We start from the raw sequence: 19,485 nt of genomic DNA, 5'->3' as shown, positions 1-19,485 counted from the left end.
TAGGCTCTATCTTAGTCCGGCGAACAGGTCCGATTCGGGCAGCTCGGTGGAAACCTTGGAGGTGATCAAGGTGTAGTCCTCCCACGGCCAGTGCTCGGCATAGATGTGCTCGGGCACCGCGAAGAAGAAGCCTTCCGGGTCGATCTGCGTTCGGTGCGCCAAAAGCGCCTGATCACGCTTGGAAAAGTAGTCGGCGCAATGCACCTGTGTTGTGGTGGTGTGCGGTGAAACCCAGCTGAACATCTGGTCTTGCTGGTCCTCTTCCCAACGTTTGACCCGCTCGGTGTAAGGAGACTCATACCCGGCATCGATCATGGCGTAATGCAGGGCGCGGAAACGGTCCGGGGCAAAGGCCCGGTCGTAGTAGAGCTTGCGCACCTCCCATGCATCACCCAGATGCGGGTACATTCTCGGGTTCGCGGCATGTTCGAAGGAAAAAAGGGCCAACTTGTGAGCATGGATGTGGTCCGGGTGCGGATAACCGCCGTTCTCGTCATAGGTCGTGATGACGTGGGGACGGAATTCGCGGATCAATTTGATCAATCCGGCCGAGGCGATCTCCACCGGTTGCGAGGCGAACGCACCGAAGGGAAGGTCCGGCAGCGGATCACCCTGCGGAAGGCCCGAGTCCACGTAGCCCAGCCAACGGTGTTCGATCCCCAGCACCCTGGCTGCTTCGGCCATCTCGCCGCGGCGGACGCCGGGAAGGTCGCGGTGGGCGTGGGCCAGTTCCCCGGCCGCCGCATTGAGGATGTCACCACGTTCGCCACCGGTGCAAGTCACCACCATGACCTCGGCTCCGGCATCCACATAGGCGGCCATGGTCGCCGCCCCCTTGGAGGATTCGTCATCCGGGTGCGCATGGATCGCCATCAGGCGTAGCCCCTGGGACGGCGGCATCTTCTTCACGTCGTGAATCTCCACTAAGCTCTTCCTTCTTGCATTCGCTGAGGCCGGTTCGGGCTCTGCTGCGCACGGCACCGTCAATGACAACTCTCACCCGGGATCAAATATTCCTTTGGCTCCTCGGGCACTAGACTGGGAGAGGCTCCCATCCGGATTCGTTCAGAGAGTATCAAGAGGCACCGCATGTCTGATCCCAGCTTAATGGGTCGTTACCATACACCCAAGAAACGCCTGAACCGCAAGTCACGCAACTGGTTGATTGCCGGTGCGCTGGCGGTGGGGGTTGCCGGGGCAGGCTACATCGGTTTGAACAGCTTTTCCCAGATTTCCGCGAACGACCTGGGCTTCAGGATCACCTCGGAGACCGAGGCCGTCGCCAGCATCGAGGTTTCCTACAACACCAGGGACCGCATCCAGTGCGATATCCGGGCGATGAACGACAGCTACGCCATCGTCGGCTTCAAGTCCCTGGTCCTCGAGTCCGAACCGACACCGCGCCATGTCCGGGTGAACCTGGACGTTCCGCTACGAACGGAGAATCTGGCCACCACGGCCGGAATCGAGGAATGCTACACGGTGCCGCAGGATTTCTAGACGGTAACATTTCCGGGGCATTTCGCCCAGAGCGATCAGGTTATTGGGTAAATCCCCGGATCCCGACTATTATCGATGAAAGTACGTTTCGCCCCGCAACGGCTCAGTGATTGAATCAGCGCGATTCATCCATTGCACCTGCGGGGTCTTTTGCTTGTTAGATGCCGATGGTGTCCAACCCGGCAGAATCGTAACAAAACTGACTTCGTCGCTCGGGCACCATCTTGATGTCCGTTTCCGCCGATGCCCCCGACCAGGGGGCAAGGGCCGGTGGTGCGGCGAAGTCTTTCAATTACCGTAAGGGAGTACAACGTGAGCACCAACAGCAACGAACCTGCAGTGTGGCTGACTCAGGAAGCCTATGATCGGCTGAAAGAGGAACTGACTTTCCTCTCCGGCCCGGGACGTGCTGAAATCGTCGCCCGCATCGAGCAGGCACGGTCCGAAGGCGACCTGAAGGAAAACGGCGGCTACCATGCGGCGCGTGAAGAGCAGGGCAAGGCCGAGGGGCGCATTGTCTACCTGACCGATCTGCTGCGCCGTGCGCATGTCGGCGAGGCCCCGGCCGACGATGGCGTGGTGGAGCCCGGCATGCTGGTCGTGGCAAAGATCGCCGGCGACGAGACCACTTTCCTGTTCGGCAGCCGCGAGGTGGCCGGGGATTCGGACCTTGAGGTCTACTCCGAGCAGTCCCCCATCGGCAACGCCGTGCACGGTGCCAAGGTGGGCGACAAGCTCAGCTACCTGGCCCCCAACGGCCGAGACATCACCGTGGAGATCCTCTCCGCCAAGCCGTACAAGATCTAGTTACGGCCCACCGGCACGGCCCCGGAACCCGCATCCATCGGCGGGCTCCGGGGCCGTGTGGCTTAAGCCGGGGATTCAGGCGACCGAACCGCCGGCGGCATTGGTGACAACCGGTTCGAACCCCTCGGCCCGCAGGTTGTTCAGCACGGTTTCCGAATGCTGGTGGCCCCGGGTTTCCATATCCACGGTGATCGCCACATCCCCCATCGACAGCGAGCCGCCGATCCGGGTATGGTCCAGCCGGGTGACGTTCGCATCGGATTCGGCGATGATCCGCGAGATGCTGGCCAGCGCTCCGGGGCGGTCCGGCAGCATCATCCGGAAGGTCAGGTAGCGGCCGGCCGCGGCCAAGCCGCGTTGGATCACCTTGAGCATCAGCAGCGGGTCGATGTTGCCGCCCGAGAGGATCACTGCACAGGTACGGGATTCGATGCCGTGCTTTTCCAGCAGGTTCTCCATCAACGCCGCCACCCCGACCGCGCCGGCGGGTTCGACCACCAGCTTATTGCGTTCCAGCAGGACCACCAGCGCCTGGGCCAGTGCATCCTCGGAGACGGTGACCACGTCGTCCACCAGTGCCTTGACGATCTGGAAGGGCAATTGGCCCGGCCGGCCCACGGCAATACCGTCGGCAATGGTGTTCACGGTATCCAACGGAACCAGCGCGTCGGCGGCCAATGACGGCGGGTAGGCAGCCGCGTTTTCCGCCTGCACACCGATCACCTTGATTTCGCGTCCCAGTTCCCGGGCCTTTTCCTTCAACGCCACGGCCACCCCGGCCAGCAGGCCACCACCGCCCACGCCCATCAGCACGGTATCCACCTCAGGCAGTTGTTCCAGCAGTTCCAGCCCGATGGTCCCCTGCCCGGCGATGATATCCGGGTGGTCGAAGGGGTGCACGAAAACGGCGCCGGATTCATCGGCGTAGCGTTGTGCCTCGGCCAGGGCTTCATCCACCGTCGCCCCGTGCAGCACCACTTCGGCCCCGTGGTCGCGGGTGGCGGTCAATTTGGGTAGCGCCACACCAACCGGCATGTAGATCCGCGCCCTGATGCCCAGGTGGGCTGCGGCCTGGGCAACACCCTGGGCATGATTACCTGCCGAGGCGGCGACCACGCCGCGGGCCTTTTCCTCGGCGCTGAGCTTGCTCATGCGCACGTAGGCGCCGCGCACCTTGAAGGACCCGGCGCGTTGCATATTCTCGCACTTGAGGAACACCTCGGAACCGACCTGGCGGGATAGCACCCGTGAATGTTCCACCGGGGTCAGCGAAATGACCGGCGCCAACACTTTACGGGCCGCTTCGATGTCCGCCAGGGTCACGGGTAGGTGTTCTGCAGTACTCACGGTTTTTCCTCGTTCGATTCGGATTCGTCCCTGCCCGCTGGCTGCACGGTCGCCAGGCTGGCAGGTTCTGCGGTGGGTGAAGGGCGCGGGGTTGCCGCCTGCGGATTTCGGGCCGCTTCGGTGAACCGCGGACCACGGTCCTGGGACCCGTAGTGTTCCAGGACGAACGGGTCGTGCTCCCAGGCCCGGTGCGCAATATACTTGACCACCGAGTTCAGCACCGCCAGGATCGGCACGGCGAATAGTGCCCCAGCGATCCCGGCCACCATGGTGCCCCCGGCCACGGCCATCACCACGGCCAGCGGGTGCAGGCTCACGGCCTTGCCCATGATCAGTGGTTGCAGCAGATTCGATTCGGCCTGCTGCACCACCAGCACCACGGCCAGCATGATCAGCGCATTGACCCAGCCATTGGCCACCAGTGCCAACAGCACCGCCAAGGCCCCGGTCACCAGGGCACCAAGGATCGGGATAAACGAGCCCAGGAACACCAGCACCCCCAGGGGCAGGACCAACGGCACGCCCAGGAAGTAGGCGCCCAGGCCGATGCCGACCGCGTCGATGAAGGCCACCAACACCTGGACCCGCACATAACGGACCATGGAGTTCCAGCCGCGGGTTGCCGCCCCGTCCATGGCCGGACGGGCCCGGCGTGGCAACAGGTTCACCAGGAAGGTGCCGATCCTGCGTCCATCCAGCAGCAGGAAAACCAGGGCGAAGATCGCCAGCAGTATTCCGGTGAGGAACTGTCCCAGGTAGGACCCCCAGCTCAGCGCCTCACCCAGGATGTTCGAGGCGTTGGACCGCACCTGCAGCAGGGTGTCGTTGATGACTCCGGCCACATCGTCATTGCTCAGTTGCAGCGGGCCGTTGAACAGCCAGTCCTGCACCTGGTAGATGCCGATGACCACTTGGTTCCACAAGGCGCTGAACCCCGCCCCGAGGCGTTGGCCGACCATGGTCAGCCCGCTGACCACCATGGCCAGGAAGCCGATCACGGTGATCCCCACGGCCAGGCCGCGCGGAACGTTCAGTTTCCTGTTCAGCAGCTCGACCAGGGGGCCGAGCAAACCGGTCAACAGTGCGGCGATCATCAACGGGATCAGCAACAGCGAGATCTTGGACAACAGCCAGATCGCCACGCCCGCGGCGATCACCACGACCAGGAACCGCCACGCCCACGAGGCGGCGATACGCATCGCGTACGGCAGGTCCTCGCTTTGGTCAAAGGGCACGGGATTCAGTTCGATGTCCTCGACCTGCGGGTCGGGTTTCACCGGTGGGACCACCTTGAGGCGGCGCACCCACGAAAACCTCCTGCTCTTCATGGCTCTAAGCTACCCTTTCGTTTCACGGGACCCTCGTTCTATGAACTGATTGTGACAAAAAACCGGAAGCGGTATCCATATTAGATACCGCTTCCGGTTTGAACGTTCAATATGATTATCAGTCGCCGCGCAGGATGGACAGAATGCGCAGGATCTCGACGTACATCCAGACCAGGGTCATCGTCAGGCCGAAGGCTCCGCGCCAGGCCATGATGGCCGGGGCACCACGATTGGACAGGTCCTCGATCATGGTGAAATCGGAAACCAGCGCGTAGGTCGCCAGCAGCACGGCCAGCACACCGATGACCAGGCCCAGCATACCGCCACCGGCGCTGCGAAGACCGAACATGCCCTCGATGGCACCGGTCATCATCAGCACGAAGTTCAGCAGCGAGAAGACGATCATGCCGATCATGGCAATGAAGAACATCTTGTTCAGCTTCGGGCTCATCCGGTACTTGCCCGAGCGGTAGAGTGCCAAGGTGGTTCCGGCGACGGCCAGCGAAGCCACCAACGCCTGGATGGCCACACCCGGGTACAACGAGTTCAGGAACATCGACAGGCCGCCGAGGAAAGCCCCCTGGGCCAACGCGTAGGCGAGGATCAGTGGCGGGGAAGGCTGCTTCTTGAAGGCGTTGACCAAGCCGAGCACCAGGCCGACGATAGCGCCCGGAAGCATCAGCATCGGCATGATCCACCCCAGACCGGCACCAACGGCCACCAGGGCCAGGGTGATGATGGTCTTGTTGATGGTGTCACCGATGGTCATCCGACCGGTATCCGCACCAGTTGCCGCCGGCTGCTGGTACATGTCCTCCAGCTGGCTGGCGCTCATCTGCGGTGCGTTATGGAAGCCCACAGGATTCTGGGACTTCTTTGTGCCCCAGGTCTGGGCCTGGTTCTTGGAGTCGAAGATCGGGTTTCCGTTCAAGGTCTTTTCCCCTCATATGGTCAAGGTATGAACCACGTACGCGGTGTGGCCTCAGATACTTAACTTAAATCCTACGGTAATTCTTCCTCAGGGAACTCATCAGATGTGATGAGTTCCCTCCCCCAGCAGCTTAAACAGAGAATCCGGGTCGAAAACTCAGGTATTTCACAGCATTGGGCGCGATCCGGCTTGGCGCCGGCTGCCCCGGTGCCGCTTCACGACCGGCCCGTCCATCGATGCCAGACCCACGCCAAAACGCCCCACAGGAAGGTTGAAACCGCAACGCGGCCGAGGCCATGGACACCCACCCGGAACTGTTCGATGACGATCTGGACAATGTGGCGGCGCGAAGCATCTGATGCCGTTTCAGACAGGATTGTGCCCAAAAAGTGCTCAAAAACGGCGTGACGGCAAAGTGAAAGGCCGCTACTGCCCCGTGTTTGCAGGGAAGTAGCGGCCTCACATTGTTAGTACCCCCAGTGGGACTCGAACCCACAAGCCTTGCGGCAGCTGATTTTAAGTCAGCCGTGTATGCCAATTCCACCATGGGGGCCAGCATCAAAAATCCTACGCGATAATTTGCCGATTTCAGAAATTCGGGAACCCGAAACGAAGAAGTGCGGGCCGGCACCGGGAGGCGCCGGCCCGCAGCCGGTCAATCATCGCGAGGATGCGGCTACTTCTTCGGCGCGGCCGATTCCTCGAAGGCCTTGCGGGGGTTGTCCAGGTTGTTCAGCTGCAACGAGTCGCGGGTGAAGAACCAGGCCACCATCCAGTCGCCCAGGACACGGAACTTGCGTTCAAAGGTCGGCATGGCCATACCGTGGTAGCCACGGTGCGCCATCCAGGCCCACCAGCCCTTGAGCTTGATGGCCTTGATGCGGGCCACGCCCTTGTTGCGTCCGAATCCGGCCACGGCACCGATGTTCTTGTGCTTGTATTCCTTGACGCGGCCCACACCGTAACGGTTGGCGTAGAGGTTCTTGGCCAGCAACTTGGCCTGGCGCACGGCGTGCTGGGCGTTGGGCACGCAGGTGCCGTCCGGCAGGCCACCGGTGACGTCCGGAACGGCCGAGATATCGCCAGCGGCCCAGGCGCCGTCCAGGGCCTCGCCATTCGCGTCCTTGATGCGCAGGTCGGTGCGGGTTTCAATACGACCGCGCTGTTCGATCTGGAAATCGGTGGAGCGGACCATCGGGTTGGCCATGACACCGGCACACCAGATCAGGGTGTCGGATTCGAAGGTACCCGCCGGGGACTTGTCGGCCATGTTGATTAGCTGCAGGGTCCCGTCGGTGGCGTCGGCCAACGAGGTGTTCAGCAGCACCTCGATACCGCGGCTGCGCAGGTGGTCGACAACCCACAGGGCCTGATCCTCGGTGACTTCCGGCATGATGCGACCCATGGCCTCCACCAGAACGAAACGTGCCTCGTCATCAGCGATCCGGTCGTTCAATGCGATGGCGTGGCGGGCCATGTCCTCGATCTCGGTGATGGTTTCGATACCGGCGAAGCCGCCACCGACCACTACGAAGGTCAGCGCGCGCTTGCGTGCCGCGGCATCGGTCATATTCGAAGCCGACTCGATGCGCTCGGCCACCTGGTTACGCAGCGCAGTGGCTTCCTCAATGGTCTTCAATCCGATACCGGCCTCGGCCAGCCCCGGGATGGGGAAGGTGCGGGTCACCGATCCGGCACTCATCACCACGTCGGTGTACTCCAGCTCGAAGCTTTCGCCGTTCACCGGAGCGATCACGGCTTTCTTGTTCGCATGGTCGATGTTGGTGACGTGCCCGTTGATCAGCTCGGAGTGCTTCAGGTGCTGACGGTGCGAAACCACGATATGCCGTGGTTCGATCTGGCCGCCTGCCACCTCGGGCAGGAACGGCAGGTAGGTCATGTAGGGGTTCGGATCCACCACGGTGACGATACCGCCGTGGGCCTTGACCTTCTTCTGGAGATTCATTGCGACGTAGAGGCCGACGTAGCCACCGCCGACAACGAGGATGCGGGGGCGCTTTTGCGCGCTTTCGATGATTGACATACGCCCGATTCTACGCGGAAAACCCGAGTTAGTGAAAACATTCACTAAGTTTGCGGCAAGCCCGTACACACACCCCCAGTCGTGGACACCAGAAGAGCGGGAAGTTCGCAATTCCGCACCCGGAACTGGTGGTAAATTTCGTCCTGGCCGGTGCACTGCTTCATGCAATGCATACAGGCCTTCAGTCGCTCCAGGCTAGACAACATCCCTGTCTACTTCATTGCCGCGTCGGGCTATCGTGGAACAAAACCAGACCGCACCCCCGCGAAAGGCACGGAGATGGACACCAGAAAGCTAAAGTACTTCTTGGCCGTCGTGGATTACGGGGGCTTCAGCCGGGCGGCCGAGCAATTGTTTATTGCCCAACCTTCACTAAGCCAAAGCGTCTCTTCGCTGGAACGTGACCTGGGTGTCTCGCTCTTCCACCGCATCGGCCGCACCGCTGTGCTCAGCAATGCCGGACGTGAGCTACTCGGTCCTGCTCGTCAGGTCATGCGCGACTTGGAATCCGCTGTCGCTGCAGTACAGTCCGTGAAATCCCTGACTTCGGGCCGGCTTGAATTGATCACCATGCCATCACCGGGAATCGAACCAATGGCAACCCTGAGCTCCGCTTACAGCGCTAGTTTTCCGGGAGTGCAGCTTGATATCCGGGCAGCATTCACCCCCGAAGAAGTCATCGACTCGGTGCGCAGCGGGCAAACCGAAATAGGTTTGGCCGGAACACCTTCCACGATTCAGGTTGCCGGAATGAACGTGCTGCAACTGAAGCCCCAGCCATTCATCCTGATCGTCAATCCGCATGCCGATGTTTTCGAACCGGATCAGACGGACATTGAATTGCACACCCTGGCCGGTCACCGCATGATTGCCAGCCAACGGGGCTCGCAAATGCGCCGCCTGATCGACGAGGCGGTATCCGCCGGGGCCGCGATCCATATTGCGGCCCAGGTTGCCCACCGCACCTCCATCCTGCCCCTGGTTTCCGCGGGCATCGGCCATGCGGTGATGCCCGCAGCTTGGAAATCCACAGCCCGCCGGTCGGGGCTGCGCACCTTGATGATCACCCCACGCGAGTACCTCCATGTCGCATTACTCAGCCGCACCGAACATTTGACTCCCGCAGCCCAGGGCTTCCTACAAGTCGCCGAAACCATTGGCGACCTGTATGCATAGGAGATATCTATACACTTCATCGGAATCAGGTCTTGGACGAATAGTGTGATGCCAGTCTCCAATGGATAGTGACAGACGGCGTGATGCCGCTAACACTGATCCAAGGAGATTCCATTGAGCACCAACCAGACTTTCAAGATCGCCGCCATTCCCGGTGATGGGGTCGGCCAGGAAGTTGTCACCGCCGGGCGTACCGTGCTTGACGCGCTGGCCGCCAACTCCGGAGGCCGCTTCGCGTTTGAGTGGTCCGAATTCGATTGGGGTTCGGAATACTACGAGCGCACCGGGAAGATGATGGCCGAGGACGGGCTGGAAACCTTGAAGGACTACGACGCCATCTATTTCGGTGCCGTCGGATGGCGCAATGTGGCCGACCACGTCAGCCTGTGGGGCCTACGGCTGAACATCACCCAGAACTTCGACCAGTGGGCGAACATCCGTCCGGTAAAGTTCCTGCCGGGCGTCACCTCGCCGTTGCGCAAGGCCGATGACACCGAGCTGGACTGGATTGTGGTGCGCGAGAACAGCGAAGGCGAATATGCCGGGGTTGGTGGACGAAATCTCTCGGGCCGCGGCCAGGGAAACGAGGTAGCCGTCCAGTCTTCCCTGTTCACCGAAAAGGGTTGTGAACGCATCATCCGTTTCGCTTTCGACCTGGCCCGCACCCGCAGTGTGAAGAAGGTTTCCTCGGTCACCAAGTCCAATGCCCAGCAATACGGCATGGTGCTGTGGGACGAGGTCTTCGCCCGAGTGGCCAAGGACTACCCGGATGTGGCCACCGAGAGCGTGCTGGTCGACGCCATGAGTGCCAAATTCATCCTCAACCCGGAACAGCTTTCGGTTGTCGTCGCGTCGAACTTGAACGCCGACATCCTCTCGGACTTGGGTTCGGCCCTGGCCGGCAGCCTCGGACTGGCCGCAAGCGCCAATCTGAACCCGGAGCGCCGCTTCCCCTCGATGTTTGAACCGGTCCACGGCTCGGCACCGGATATTGCCGGACAGGGAATCAGCAATCCCATTGGCGCCATCGCCAGCGCCGCCCTGATGCTTGAGCACTTCGGGTTGCACGCCGAGGCCCGTGCCGTGGAAGCCGCCATTGAGCAGGCCACGGCTTCCGGAGCACTGACCCGCGACGTGGGTGGTACCGCAAGCACCGGCGACGTCACCGACGCGGTAGTCACCGCGCTGACCCGTACCCTAGCCGCCATCTAATTCGGCCGAACGGGCTATGGCGGCGGCCTCGAACCGCCGCCTTAGTCCCCCCCGTACCTCAGGATCTCACCAGGCAGGAATCATGGACCACTCTCAAAGCTCATCATCGACACGTCGCCGCCCCAAGACCCGCTGGTACCGGCAGTTGTACGCCTGGGTGCTGATGGCGATTATCGCCGGCATCCTGCTTGGCTGGCTCGCCCCGGAGGTGGGGGCGGCCATGGAACCGATCGGGAGCACCTTCATCAACGCAATGAAAATGCTCATCGGGCCCATCGTGTTCCTCACCATCGTCGGAGGTATCGCCAGCGTTGCCGATCTGAAGAAAGTGGGCATGACTGGCTTGAAGGCGCTGACCTACTTCCAGGTCGGCACGATCGTGGCCATGCTTTTCGGGTTGGTTGCCATCAATGTTTTCCGTCTCGGCGAAGGTGTCAACGCCGATCCCGCCATGCTGCAGGCCACCGGTTCCGCTGCCGACCTAATCAAGGCCGGTGAGGAACAACAGTGGTGGGAAATCCTGATGAACGTCATTCCCACGAGTACCGTCGGGCCTTTTGTCCACGGCGACATCCTGCAGGTCATCTTCATTGCGGTGATCTTCGGCATCGCGGTCAATGCCTTGGGAAAGGTGGGGGCACCGGTGCTCGAGGCTGTACGCCGATTGACCGACGTCATGTTCAAGATCCTGGGATTCATCATGAAGGCGGCTCCTTTGGGCGCCTTCGGGGCCATGGCCTACGCCGTGGGGGCCTTCGGCGTATCCTCATTGACCAGTATGGGAGGTCTGATCATCCTGTTCTACACGACCTCGATCCTGTTCGTTGTCATCGCCCTGGGCTCGGTCATGGCCTTCCTGAGACTAAACCTGTTCAAGATGATGCGGATGTTCAAGGAAGAGTACATCCTGATCATCGGTACCTCCACCGCCGAACCAGCGCTACCTGGATTGATGCGAAAACTGGAACATGCCGGGGTCAAGCGTGAGACCGTGGGCCTGGTGGTCCCCACAGGATACAGCTTCAACCTCGACGGGGCCGCGATCTACCTTTCGCTTGCGGGTCTCTACATCGCCCAAGCAACCAGCAGCAACTTGAGCATCACCCAGCAGCTGGGTCTGCTGGCTCTGATGTTGTTGACCTCCAAGGGTGCCGCCGGGGTGGCAGGCGGTGGATTCATTGCCCTGACGGCAACTCTGAGCACCTTGGGAACGGTTCCTGCTGCGGGCATCATGCTGGTCTTCGGCATCGACAAGTTCATGAGCGAATGCAGGGCCCTAGTTAACTTTACCGGTAATGCGGTCGCCGCCCTTTTTGTCGCCCGCTGGGATCGGACCCTTGATGTGGAGCGTGCCCGCGCGGTTTTCAACGGTGAGATCCCTGAACCGGAGACCCTGGCCGATTCTTTGACCGAGGAGCCGCCGGCGCTCCAGGCTGGTTCCAGGCTACACGATTCGGCCCCTGCCGCCGAGCACCAGCACTGCCCGCAGCATCCCCAGCTGCAACAGGTGACAGGCAAATGACCGAACATAAGCCCCGGATCCTCATCGCACCGAACAAGTTCAGTGGGTCACTGACCGCCGGTGAAGTGTGCGCGGCACTTGCCAACGGACTGCGGCGCGGTGGCGTGCCGGCCGGTTCCATCACCGAACTTCCCTTGGCCGATGGCGGGGCAGGCAGCGTCCAGGCGGCCATTGCGGCAGGCTTCTTCGCCCAGCCGGTGACTGTCACCAAAGCCTCCGGCCAGATGGTCCGCAGCGAATTCGCGTTCGACGGGTATACGGCCGTGGTGGAGATGGACAACAGCTGCGGCGCCACCCTACGGCAAGGTGCTCGTCAGCAACCACTGCGATCCGGCAGCCACGGAATCGGCCAGTTGATCCGGGCCGCCCTTCAGGTCGGGGCGCGGCGCATCGTGGTGGCTCTGGGCGACAGCGCGGGCACCGATGGCGCAATGGGGATGCTCAGCGCCCTGGGCCTGCACTTCTCCGATGCCCACGGCCAGCGGCTGCATGGCAGCGGCGGCGAGCTGCACAGGATCGCCCGGATTACCGGCCGGCCTGATCCGCGGCTGGCGAACGTCGAGTTGGTGGCGGCAACCGATGTCCGCAACCCGCTGACCGGCCCCGCCGGTGCCGCGCACCAGTTCGGTCCACACACGGGCGCGGATCCCGCCATGATCCGCCAGCTGGAAAGCGGCCTGGTGAACCTGGTCCGGGTCATGGACAGGCAGAGCCACTGGCAGTTGCCCGGCTGGATGGCTCCGGCACAAGCCGCTGGGCAACCGCGCGCAGGCAGTGCAGGCGGACTGGGCTTCGGCTGCCTGGTCCTGGGCGCCAGAGCCACCAGCGGCGCACAGTACTTCATGGACCTGCTGGACTTCAAGGGGCATGCGACACACTGCGATCTGGTGATCACCGGCGAAGAATGTCTCGATGCGCAGACGCTGGCAGGCAGTTTGCCGGGACTGATTGCCGCGAACGCGGCGCACACCGAGGTGGTGGCGGTGGGCGCGCGAAGCGCACTCGATGAGTTCACCGCCACCCAAGCGGGTTTCTCCAAGGTTTTCACACTCGCCGAGCTGACCGGGGAGAACCCACGCAGCGAGGCACGTCCCACCGCCCAACTGCTGGAGCAACTCGGTCGGCAGCTGGCCCAGCAAGTGCTGGCAAGGGTTCCGGCCGGTGGATGAGACGCCCACCGGGCAGGGTCGGAAAACACGGTAGGGCCGATATCCGTGAATTTCACGGATACCGGCCCTACTGCCGCGTGCCTCCGGCCTACTCCGGGACGTCGTCGAACAGGTCCCGGTCCCCCGGGCGTTTGGAGACCTTCAAGTCGCTCAGGGCCGCGACATTATTCTGCCGGGAGAGCTGGTATTTGCGGTTGGCCCGGCTCACCTGCCAGCTACCCAGCCCAAACAACAGCAATAGCAACACTCCGCCACCGATAACCAGGGCCGGTTGCATCGGAGGGGTGCTGCCATCCGGGGCGATGGCCTGCGGTGCGGCAACCTGCTCGAGGTCCGACTTTTCCATCGATATCCCCGGATCCTTGACCGCATCGTCCGTCTCATCGGTGCTGCGCCGATGGATACGGATCCATTCGGTAATGGTGTCCAGGGGGTTGGTTTCGGCCAGTGGGACCTCGGCGTTGAGCGCGGCCTCGGCATCCAGGATCCCGTAGCCGTACAGGTTGTCCACTCCGGGGCTGCCGGCGTCGCGGGCCGTTTGCAGGATCCGGTTGATCACCTGCGGGGCCTTCATTTGCGGGTACTTGGAGCGGATCATCGCCACCACACCGGAAACGAGGGGTGCCGCTCCCGAGGTACCGGACCAGCGGGCGTAGTCGCCACCGGGCATGCCGCCGACCAGGGGTTCGGCCGGAGCCGCGACACCGATGGAGATTCCCTCGGTGGACGAGTCCTTCGAGGCCTGCCCCGATTCGTCGACTCCGGCCACGGTCAGCACCCCGGGAATCGTGGCCGGCGCGCCGACCTGGCTCATGCCGCCCGATCGGTTTCCGGCGGCGGCGACGATCACCACATCATTGTCCTCGGCGTACTTGAAGGCCTTATCCCAGCTTTCGGGCCACGCCGGACTGGTGGATCCCAGTGACATGTTGATGACCTTGGCCCCGTTATCCACGGCCCAGCGCACCGCTTGCGGTATCTGTTCCTCGACCGGGATCCCGGCCGGGTTTTGTCCGCCCATCCACAGGGAGACCGACAGGATCTCAGCTTCCGGGGCCACCCCCAGTACGCCATTGGGTCCCGCGGCTGGCCGCGGCACGGTTTCGTACTCGGGTTCCTCGGGGATGTCCTCGTCGTCTTCTTCCGCCTGCTTCTTGGCCTTCTCCCAGGCGTTTTTCAGCTTCTCGTTTTCCGCCTTGATGCGGTCGATCTCCTGGCCGTTGTTGCCTCGTCCGGCGAGCAGGGTGGCCACCAGGGTACCGTGTTCGCTAGCCGCCCCGATCGGCTTGTCGCCCAGCGCCTGGCCGGCACCGGAGACATCGGTGCCACCGGTCACGACCCCTTTCAGGTCCGGGTGGGAGGTATCGATCCCGGTATCGATCACCGCGACCTTCACTCCCTTGCCCTTGCTGCTCCGCTGGGCTTCGGTGATGCCCAGAGAGTCCAGCCAGTACTGTGCATCACGGATCGTGTCGGCGCGGGCGGTGGGGGCGAACACCAGGTTGCCGCCCACCGCGAGCACCAGACTCAGGCCCATGGCCAGTGCCAGCAGCAGGGTGCGCGGTCGTCCCGCGGTGCTGCGTGGAGTCATCTGCTCCTCCTCAAACCCGAATCCGTTGGCAATGGGGTCGCTAGGCGCGCTGCCCGGCGGCCACCGAGAGCGCGATTCCATCGAGAATATCCTGCTCAGACGCAATGAGCCTATTCACCCGGTGTTCTGTGACCCGCTGCAGGTAGTGTGTGATGCGTTCGACGATCAGCGCACCGGCGGCGATCACATCCACCCGGCCAGGGTGCATGAATCCCAGGGCTGCACGTTGGGCGCGGTCCATGTCGATGATCTGCGTACAAGCCCGGCGCAGCTTGGAGAAGTCCAGTTCGGCGGCGTGGATCGCAGCCGATTCGTAGGAGGACAATTCCAGGGCCTGGGCGGTCAACGTGGTGATGGTCCCGGCCACCCCCACCACATCGTGCAATGCGGAAAAATCTAGCTCGTCAAGCTGCTGCAGCTGCCCGTCAATGAAGTCCGCCGCGCGCTGGAGCATGGCGGCATCCGGCGCCCCGGAGGTGAAGAAGCGTTCGGTGACACGTACGCACCCCATGTCGATGCTGATGGCTGCGCGCGGGGTGTTGCCGGCGCCGATGACGAATTCGGTGGATCCACCGCCCAGGTCGATGACCAGCCGTTCGGTGCCCGGATGGGCCTGGAGCACACCGGTGGCCCCGGCAAAGGAGAGCTGGGCTTCCTCCTGCCCGCTGATCACCTCGGGGCGGACCCCCAGCAGACCGGTGACGGTGTCCAGGAATTCTTCGCGATTCTCGGCATCGCGGGTGGCCGAGGTGGCCACGAAGCGGGTGGCGGCCACCTGGTTCCCGGCAAGCAGCTGCGCGTAGTCCCGTACCGCGGCATAGGTGCGCTCCAGCGCCTCCTGGGCGAAGCGGCCTGTGGCGTCAACCCCCTGGCCGAGCCGGACGATCCGCATCTGCCGCTGGACATCACGTAGCTGCACCCCCTGCCCATTGGGTTCCACCTCGGCAATCAGCAGGCGGATGGAGTTCGTCCCGCAGTCGATGGCGCCGACCCTCACTGGTTGCCCTCCGTGGCCTGCTGCTGCGCCTCGGCCCGCTTGCGGGCCCGCTCGGCGCGTTTGGCCTCCGGATCCACGCCCTGGGTCTTCACATGCCGGGAACGGTCCCGTTTCGGTGCCTCACCCTCGGTATCCCAGGCGCCGCTGCAGTAGCATTTGTCCTTGCTCCACCATTGGGCGATGCCGGTCAGGGCCTCGTCGCCCAGCGGGTTGACCCCGGGTCCGGCGGCCAGCGAATGGCCCACCAGCACATGCAGGCACTTGACACGGGTAGGCATCCCGCCGGCCGATACCCCGTCGATCTCCGGCACTGCCCCGGTTCCGGAGCGTTCCCCGATCGCCTGGCGATTGGCCAGGTAGGATTCGTGGGCCTCGCGGTAGGCCGCGGCCAGCCCGGTGTCCGTGGCCAGCCGTTCGTTCATCTGGTTCATCTCGCCGGCGGCTTCCATCCGGGAGACCGCTGCAGTGATCACCGGGTGGGTCAGGTAGTAGGTGGTGGGGAACGGGATCCCGGAGGACAACCGTGGCGCGGTGGTGGCCACCAGCGGGTTGCCGCACACGCAGCGGGCACCGATCTCCACCACATCGCGGACCGGTCGGTTCAGCTGCCGGGAGAGGGTGTCCAGGTCCTGGTCGCTGGGGGTACGCCCGGTTGCGTCCAGGGCCTCATGAATTCGCTGGTTAGTCACGTTGCTTCTTGTTCTCCGCTGGGTTCAGTGGGTGGAATTTGTCAGTCGGTGCCGGCGCGGCGCATGGAGTCCAGCAGTGCGTCGACCCAGGGCAATTCCTGCCGCACCTCGTAGGTGCTGGCATTGGGCGGCACGTCCTCATCCGCGGCCGGCTGCTCTCCGACCACCATGTACACCCGTTCGCCGGGCATCACCAAGTTTATCCGGTCGCGGGCCTGCTGCTTGATGTACAGCGGATCGTCCCAGCGGGCGATCTCTTCCTTCAGCTCATGCTGTTCGGTTTCCAGTTGCGCGATCGACGCCCTTAGCTCGTTGATCTCATGCATCTGGTTGCGGTAGTGGTTCACCGTGGGCACCAGCATCACCGCGAAAAATGCCAGGACCACCAGCAAGGCGGCCACCCGTCCGGAGAAACGGTGGGCGGCGACCGGCTGCTGGTCCGGTTCGCTCGGCTTGGGTGGGGACGGTTCCCCGGGCTTGCGGCGGACCGCGGCGGAGAACTTCACCCGGTCGACCCTGCGCCGTTGGGATTGCTTCTGCTTGGCCTTCTCCAGCCGGGGTGCACGCTCACGCCCCGGCTTGCCCGTGGTCGTCGTTTCATCCAGGGGATCGGCTGCGGGTTTCCGTGCCCGGCGTCCGGCCGTAGGTTTCGGGGCCGGGGCCGGGAGGACCTTGATGGTGTCGGTGGGTAGTTCGGTAGCTGGTTCAGTGGCCCGCTCATCGGGTAGCCGGATGACCTTGGGTGCCGGCTGTTCGGGTTGCTCCTGCTGCGGGGTGTGCGGGTGTGGCCCGGTAGGGCGACGTGGCATGCGTGGTGGTCGTTGTGCCATGCTCCCCCAATTCCTTCTCGGCGCACCGGCGTTGTCCGTGACGGGTCGATAACCCCATTAAAAGATCAAGCCCGGCGGTAGTCTCCTACCGTCGAGCTTAATCGTCTTTTCTGAAAATTAGCTGTTGAAACGCGGGAACGCGTTGGCACCAGCATAGAGGGCTGCCTCACCCAGGTCCTCTTCGATGCGCAGCAGCTGGTTGTACTTCGCGACGCGTTCGCTTCGGGCCGGGGCACCGGTCTTGATCTGCCCGGCGTTGGTGGCCACGCAGATTTCGGCGATGGTGACATCCTCGGTTTCACCCGAACGGTGCGAGGTGATGGTGGTGTAGCCGGCACGCTGGGCCATGGTGATGGCGTCCAGGGTTTCGGTGAGCGTACCGATCTGGTTGACCTTGACCAGCAGCGAGTTGGCGATGTCCTTCTCGATGCCTTCGGCCAGGCGCTCCGGGTTGGTGACGAACAGGTCATCGCCCACCAGCTGCACCTTGTCGCCGATGGCGTCGGTCAGGGTCTTCCAGCCGTCCCAGTCGTTTTCATCCAGCGGGTCCTCGATGGACACCAGCGGGAAGTCGGCAACCAGTTCGGCGTAGTAGTCGCTCATGTCCTTGGCCGAACGTGCCTGGCCCTCGAACTGGTAGCTGCCGTTCTCGAAGAACTCGGAGGAGGCCACGTCCAGGGCCAGGGCGATGTCCTCGCCCGGGGTGTAGCCGGCACGCTTGATGGCCTCGGTGATCAGTTCCAGTGCGGCACGGTTGCTGGGCAGGTTCGGTGCGAAGCCACCCTCGTCGCCCAGGCCGGTGGACAGGCCCTTTTCCTGCAGGACGGCCTTGAGGTTGTGGTACACCTCAACACCCCAGCGCAGTGCCTCGGAGAAGGTCTCGGCACCGACCGGTGCGATCATGAATTCCTGGATGTCCACGTCCGAATCGGCGTGCGAGCCGCCGTTGAGGATGTTCATCAGTGGCACCGGCAGCACATGGGCGTTTGGTCCGCCCAGGTACTTGAACAGCGGCAGGTTGGCGCTGGTCGCTGCGGCGACCGCCACCGCCAGGGAGACACCCAGGATCGCGTTGGCACCCAGCTTCGACTTGTTGCTGGTGCCGTCCAGGTCCAGCATGGCCTGGTCGATGGCGCGCTGATCGGTGGCATCCATGCCCTCGAGCTCGTCGGCGATTTCCTCGATGACGGATTCAACGGCGCCGAGCACCCCCTTGCCCAGGTAGCGCTTCTTGTCGCCGTCGCGGCGCTCGGCCGCTTCGAAGGCGCCGGTGGAAGCGCCGGAGGGGACCGCGGCGCGGCCGTGCGAACCGTCGGTGAGCAGGACCTCGACCTCAACGGTCGGGTTGCCGCGGGAATCAAGGATTTCGCGCGCGTGAATGGCGTCAATCAATGCCATGAGTAAGGACTCCTTGTATAAAGGGGTGGTCTAGGGGCAAGTCAATCCAGCGGTCGGATTGACCGTTGGCACCATTGCCTGTCTCCTAGCCTAGCGCTTTGTGACCTATTCGGGCGACGATGTTTCGTCGTGCCCCGCCAGTGCGGACCGTAGCAGCGCATCGCGCAGCACCGATTCGGCATCCAGTCCGAGCTCATCGGCCCTGGCCGAGAGTCCCATCAGGGCCCGGGCCAGCGAGGCCTCGTCGTTGACTTCTGCGCGCCAGGGCACGGCGCTGCCCTGTTCGGAGACCATCGGCACCCCGGCACGACGCTGCCGGGAGAGCATCTTCTGGGACAGGCTCAGCGCCGGCATTCCGGCCGGCAATCCGGCCCGTGGCCGTTGACCGCGTTTCTCCTCGGCCTTGGCCGCATCCCAGATACCGATGATTTCCGCTACGTCCTGGGTGATATCCTCCCGCAGCCGGCCGTCGGCCTCGAAGATGTGCCGGTTGCGGCGCAACATCTTCTCGCTGAGCCCCCGCGCCACCTCGTCGAAGCTGAAATGCCCGGACTCCCGGGCGATCTGCGAATGCAGCACGATCTGCAGCAGCAGATCACCCAGTTCCTCACGCAGCGCGGCCTTGTCCCCCGTCCCGATGGCATCGATGACCTCGTAGCTTTCCTCCACCAGGTAACTGCGCAAGGATTCGTGGCTCAGCGCCCTGGTCCAGGCGCAATGGGTGCGCAGGATCTCGATGATCCGTAGCAGACGGTCGGTTTCTGACTGGGTGTGCCTCATGGGTTCATGCTATCGCCGCCGGGTAGCCCACGGTGCCCGGTGGCGGTTGCGTCGTTGCGTCGCGGTGCATTGGCGCCCCGGGGTCACCATATCCATCGGCCCCACACAGCGTCTTCGCCTAGGCTGGAGCCGGCGGGCCCTGTCGCAGGTTCCGCGGTTGACCT

Annotated in this window: 17 protein-coding genes and 1 tRNA gene; 6 read left to right on the top strand and 12 right to left on the bottom strand. The window is 63.3% G+C overall.

Annotated features, from left to right (window positions below; all coding sequences use genetic code 11):
- Window positions 1-6: 6 nt before the first annotated feature.
- Window positions 7-900: a mycothiol conjugate amidase Mca gene (mca, locus tag OK351_RS06130; RefSeq protein ID WP_265157532.1), complete on the bottom strand. Its 894-nt coding sequence runs from the start codon at window positions 898-900 to the stop codon at window positions 7-9.
- Window positions 901-1,107: 207 nt separating this feature from the next.
- Between mca and OK351_RS06125 the strand changes: the two genes are divergently transcribed.
- Window positions 1,108-1,500: a DUF4307 domain-containing protein gene (locus tag OK351_RS06125; protein ID WP_265156890.1), complete on the top strand. Its 393-nt coding sequence runs from the start codon at window positions 1,108-1,110 to the stop codon at window positions 1,498-1,500.
- Between the two features lie 312 nt (window positions 1,501-1,812).
- Window positions 1,813-2,307 (top strand): transcription elongation factor GreA, encoded by a 495-nt coding sequence (gene greA, locus OK351_RS06120; protein ID WP_265156888.1) that lies wholly within the window; start codon window positions 1,813-1,815, stop codon window positions 2,305-2,307.
- Between the two features lie 75 nt (window positions 2,308-2,382).
- On the opposite strand, the gene ilvA is transcribed toward greA, so the two are convergent.
- From ilvA to OK351_RS06095, 5 genes are all read right to left on the bottom strand, one after another.
- The gene (ilvA, locus tag OK351_RS06115; RefSeq protein ID WP_265156886.1) at window positions 2,383-3,654 is read right to left on the bottom strand and encodes a threonine ammonia-lyase; all 1,272 of its coding nucleotides are present in this window, start codon (window positions 3,652-3,654) and stop codon (window positions 2,383-2,385) included.
- Window positions 3,651-4,958: an AI-2E family transporter gene (locus tag OK351_RS06110; RefSeq protein WP_265156884.1), complete on the bottom strand. Its 1,308-nt coding sequence runs from the start codon at window positions 4,956-4,958 to the stop codon at window positions 3,651-3,653. The genes ilvA and OK351_RS06110 overlap by 4 nt, the downstream gene beginning before the upstream one ends.
- A 142-nt stretch (window positions 4,959-5,100) precedes the next feature.
- Complete coding sequence (locus OK351_RS06105; protein ID WP_265156882.1) at window positions 5,101-5,913, bottom strand: Bax inhibitor-1/YccA family protein; 813 nt, start codon at window positions 5,911-5,913, stop codon at window positions 5,101-5,103.
- Between the two features lie 471 nt (window positions 5,914-6,384).
- Window positions 6,385-6,466, bottom strand: a tRNA-Leu gene (locus tag OK351_RS06100).
- A gap of 123 nt (window positions 6,467-6,589) precedes the next feature.
- Complete coding sequence (locus OK351_RS06095) at window positions 6,590-7,957, bottom strand: NAD(P)/FAD-dependent oxidoreductase (protein ID WP_265156880.1); 1,368 nt, start codon at window positions 7,955-7,957, stop codon at window positions 6,590-6,592.
- Window positions 7,958-8,236: 279 nt separating this feature from the next.
- Between OK351_RS06095 and OK351_RS06090 the strand changes: the two genes are divergently transcribed.
- From OK351_RS06090 to OK351_RS06075, 4 genes are all read left to right on the top strand, one after another.
- Window positions 8,237-9,133, top strand: coding sequence for a LysR family transcriptional regulator (locus OK351_RS06090; RefSeq protein WP_265156878.1), 897 nt, complete (start codon window positions 8,237-8,239; stop codon window positions 9,131-9,133).
- A 114-nt stretch (window positions 9,134-9,247) separates the two neighbouring features.
- Window positions 9,248-10,345 (top strand): tartrate dehydrogenase, encoded by a 1,098-nt coding sequence (locus tag OK351_RS06085; protein ID WP_265156876.1) that lies wholly within the window; start codon window positions 9,248-9,250, stop codon window positions 10,343-10,345.
- An 82-nt stretch (window positions 10,346-10,427) separates the two neighbouring features.
- Entirely contained in the window at window positions 10,428-11,867 is a 1,440-nt protein-coding gene (gene dctA / locus OK351_RS06080; RefSeq protein ID WP_265156874.1) for a C4-dicarboxylate transporter DctA, read from the top strand.
- Window positions 11,864-13,036: a glycerate kinase gene (locus tag OK351_RS06075; protein WP_265156872.1), complete on the top strand. Its 1,173-nt coding sequence runs from the start codon at window positions 11,864-11,866 to the stop codon at window positions 13,034-13,036. Before dctA ends, OK351_RS06075 begins: the two co-directional genes overlap by 4 nt.
- Before the next feature lie 88 nt (window positions 13,037-13,124).
- Here the strand turns inward: OK351_RS06075 and OK351_RS06070 are convergent, their stop codons facing one another.
- From OK351_RS06070 to OK351_RS06045, 6 genes are all read right to left on the bottom strand, one after another.
- A complete protein-coding gene (locus tag OK351_RS06070; RefSeq protein ID WP_265156870.1) occupies window positions 13,125-14,627 on the bottom strand; it encodes a S8 family serine peptidase in 1,503 nt (500 codons plus the stop codon).
- A 40-nt stretch (window positions 14,628-14,667) separates the two neighbouring features.
- The gene (locus OK351_RS06065; RefSeq protein ID WP_265156867.1) at window positions 14,668-15,624 is read right to left on the bottom strand and encodes a Ppx/GppA phosphatase family protein; all 957 of its coding nucleotides are present in this window, start codon (window positions 15,622-15,624) and stop codon (window positions 14,668-14,670) included.
- Window positions 15,621-16,313, bottom strand: coding sequence for a DUF501 domain-containing protein (locus OK351_RS06060; RefSeq protein ID WP_265156865.1), 693 nt, complete (start codon window positions 16,311-16,313; stop codon window positions 15,621-15,623). The genes OK351_RS06065 and OK351_RS06060 overlap by 4 nt, the downstream gene beginning before the upstream one ends.
- 41 nt (window positions 16,314-16,354) lie before the next feature.
- Window positions 16,355-17,143 (bottom strand): FtsB family cell division protein, encoded by a 789-nt coding sequence (locus OK351_RS06055; RefSeq protein ID WP_265156863.1) that lies wholly within the window; start codon window positions 17,141-17,143, stop codon window positions 16,355-16,357.
- A 117-nt stretch (window positions 17,144-17,260) separates the two neighbouring features.
- Window positions 17,261-18,541, bottom strand: coding sequence for a phosphopyruvate hydratase (gene eno, locus OK351_RS06050; protein ID WP_265156861.1), 1,281 nt, complete (start codon window positions 18,539-18,541; stop codon window positions 17,261-17,263).
- 105 nt (window positions 18,542-18,646) lie between these two features.
- On the bottom strand, window positions 18,647-19,321 hold the full coding sequence (locus tag OK351_RS06045) for a MazG nucleotide pyrophosphohydrolase domain-containing protein (RefSeq protein ID WP_265156859.1): 675 nt from the start codon (window positions 19,319-19,321) through the stop codon (window positions 18,647-18,649).
- Window positions 19,322-19,485 lie beyond the last annotated feature (164 nt).

This window comes from Glutamicibacter sp. MNS18 (assembly GCF_026107515.2).
GTDB lineage: Bacteria > Actinomycetota > Actinomycetes > Actinomycetales > Micrococcaceae > Glutamicibacter.
This window is presented reverse-complemented; position numbering and strand designations above follow the sequence as displayed.

Bases quoted from the DNA above. Each gene is read 5' to 3' on its own strand.
- mca (WP_265157532.1), bottom strand. From the start codon at position 900: ATGCCGCCGTCCCAGGGGCTACGCCTGATGGCGATCCATGCGCACCCG.
- OK351_RS06125 (WP_265156890.1), top strand. From the start codon at position 1,108: ATGGGTCGTTACCATACACCCAAGAAACGCCTGAACCGCAAGTCACGC.
- OK351_RS06095 (WP_265156880.1), bottom strand. From the start codon at position 7,957: ATGTCAATCATCGAAAGCGCGCAAAAGCGCCCCCGCATCCTCGTTGTC.
- OK351_RS06090 (WP_265156878.1), top strand. From the start codon at position 8,237: ATGGACACCAGAAAGCTAAAGTACTTCTTGGCCGTCGTGGATTACGGG.
- dctA (WP_265156874.1), top strand. From the start codon at position 10,428: ATGGACCACTCTCAAAGCTCATCATCGACACGTCGCCGCCCCAAGACC.
- OK351_RS06075 (WP_265156872.1), top strand. From the start codon at position 11,864: ATGACCGAACATAAGCCCCGGATCCTCATCGCACCGAACAAGTTCAGT.
- OK351_RS06070 (WP_265156870.1), bottom strand. From the start codon at position 14,627: ATGACTCCACGCAGCACCGCGGGACGACCGCGCACCCTGCTGCTGGCA.
- OK351_RS06055 (WP_265156863.1), bottom strand. From the start codon at position 17,143: ATGGCACAACGACCACCACGCATGCCACGTCGCCCTACCGGGCCACAC.
- eno (WP_265156861.1), bottom strand. From the start codon at position 18,541: ATGGCATTGATTGACGCCATTCACGCGCGCGAAATCCTTGATTCCCGC.
- OK351_RS06045 (WP_265156859.1), bottom strand. From the start codon at position 19,321: ATGAGGCACACCCAGTCAGAAACCGACCGTCTGCTACGGATCATCGAG.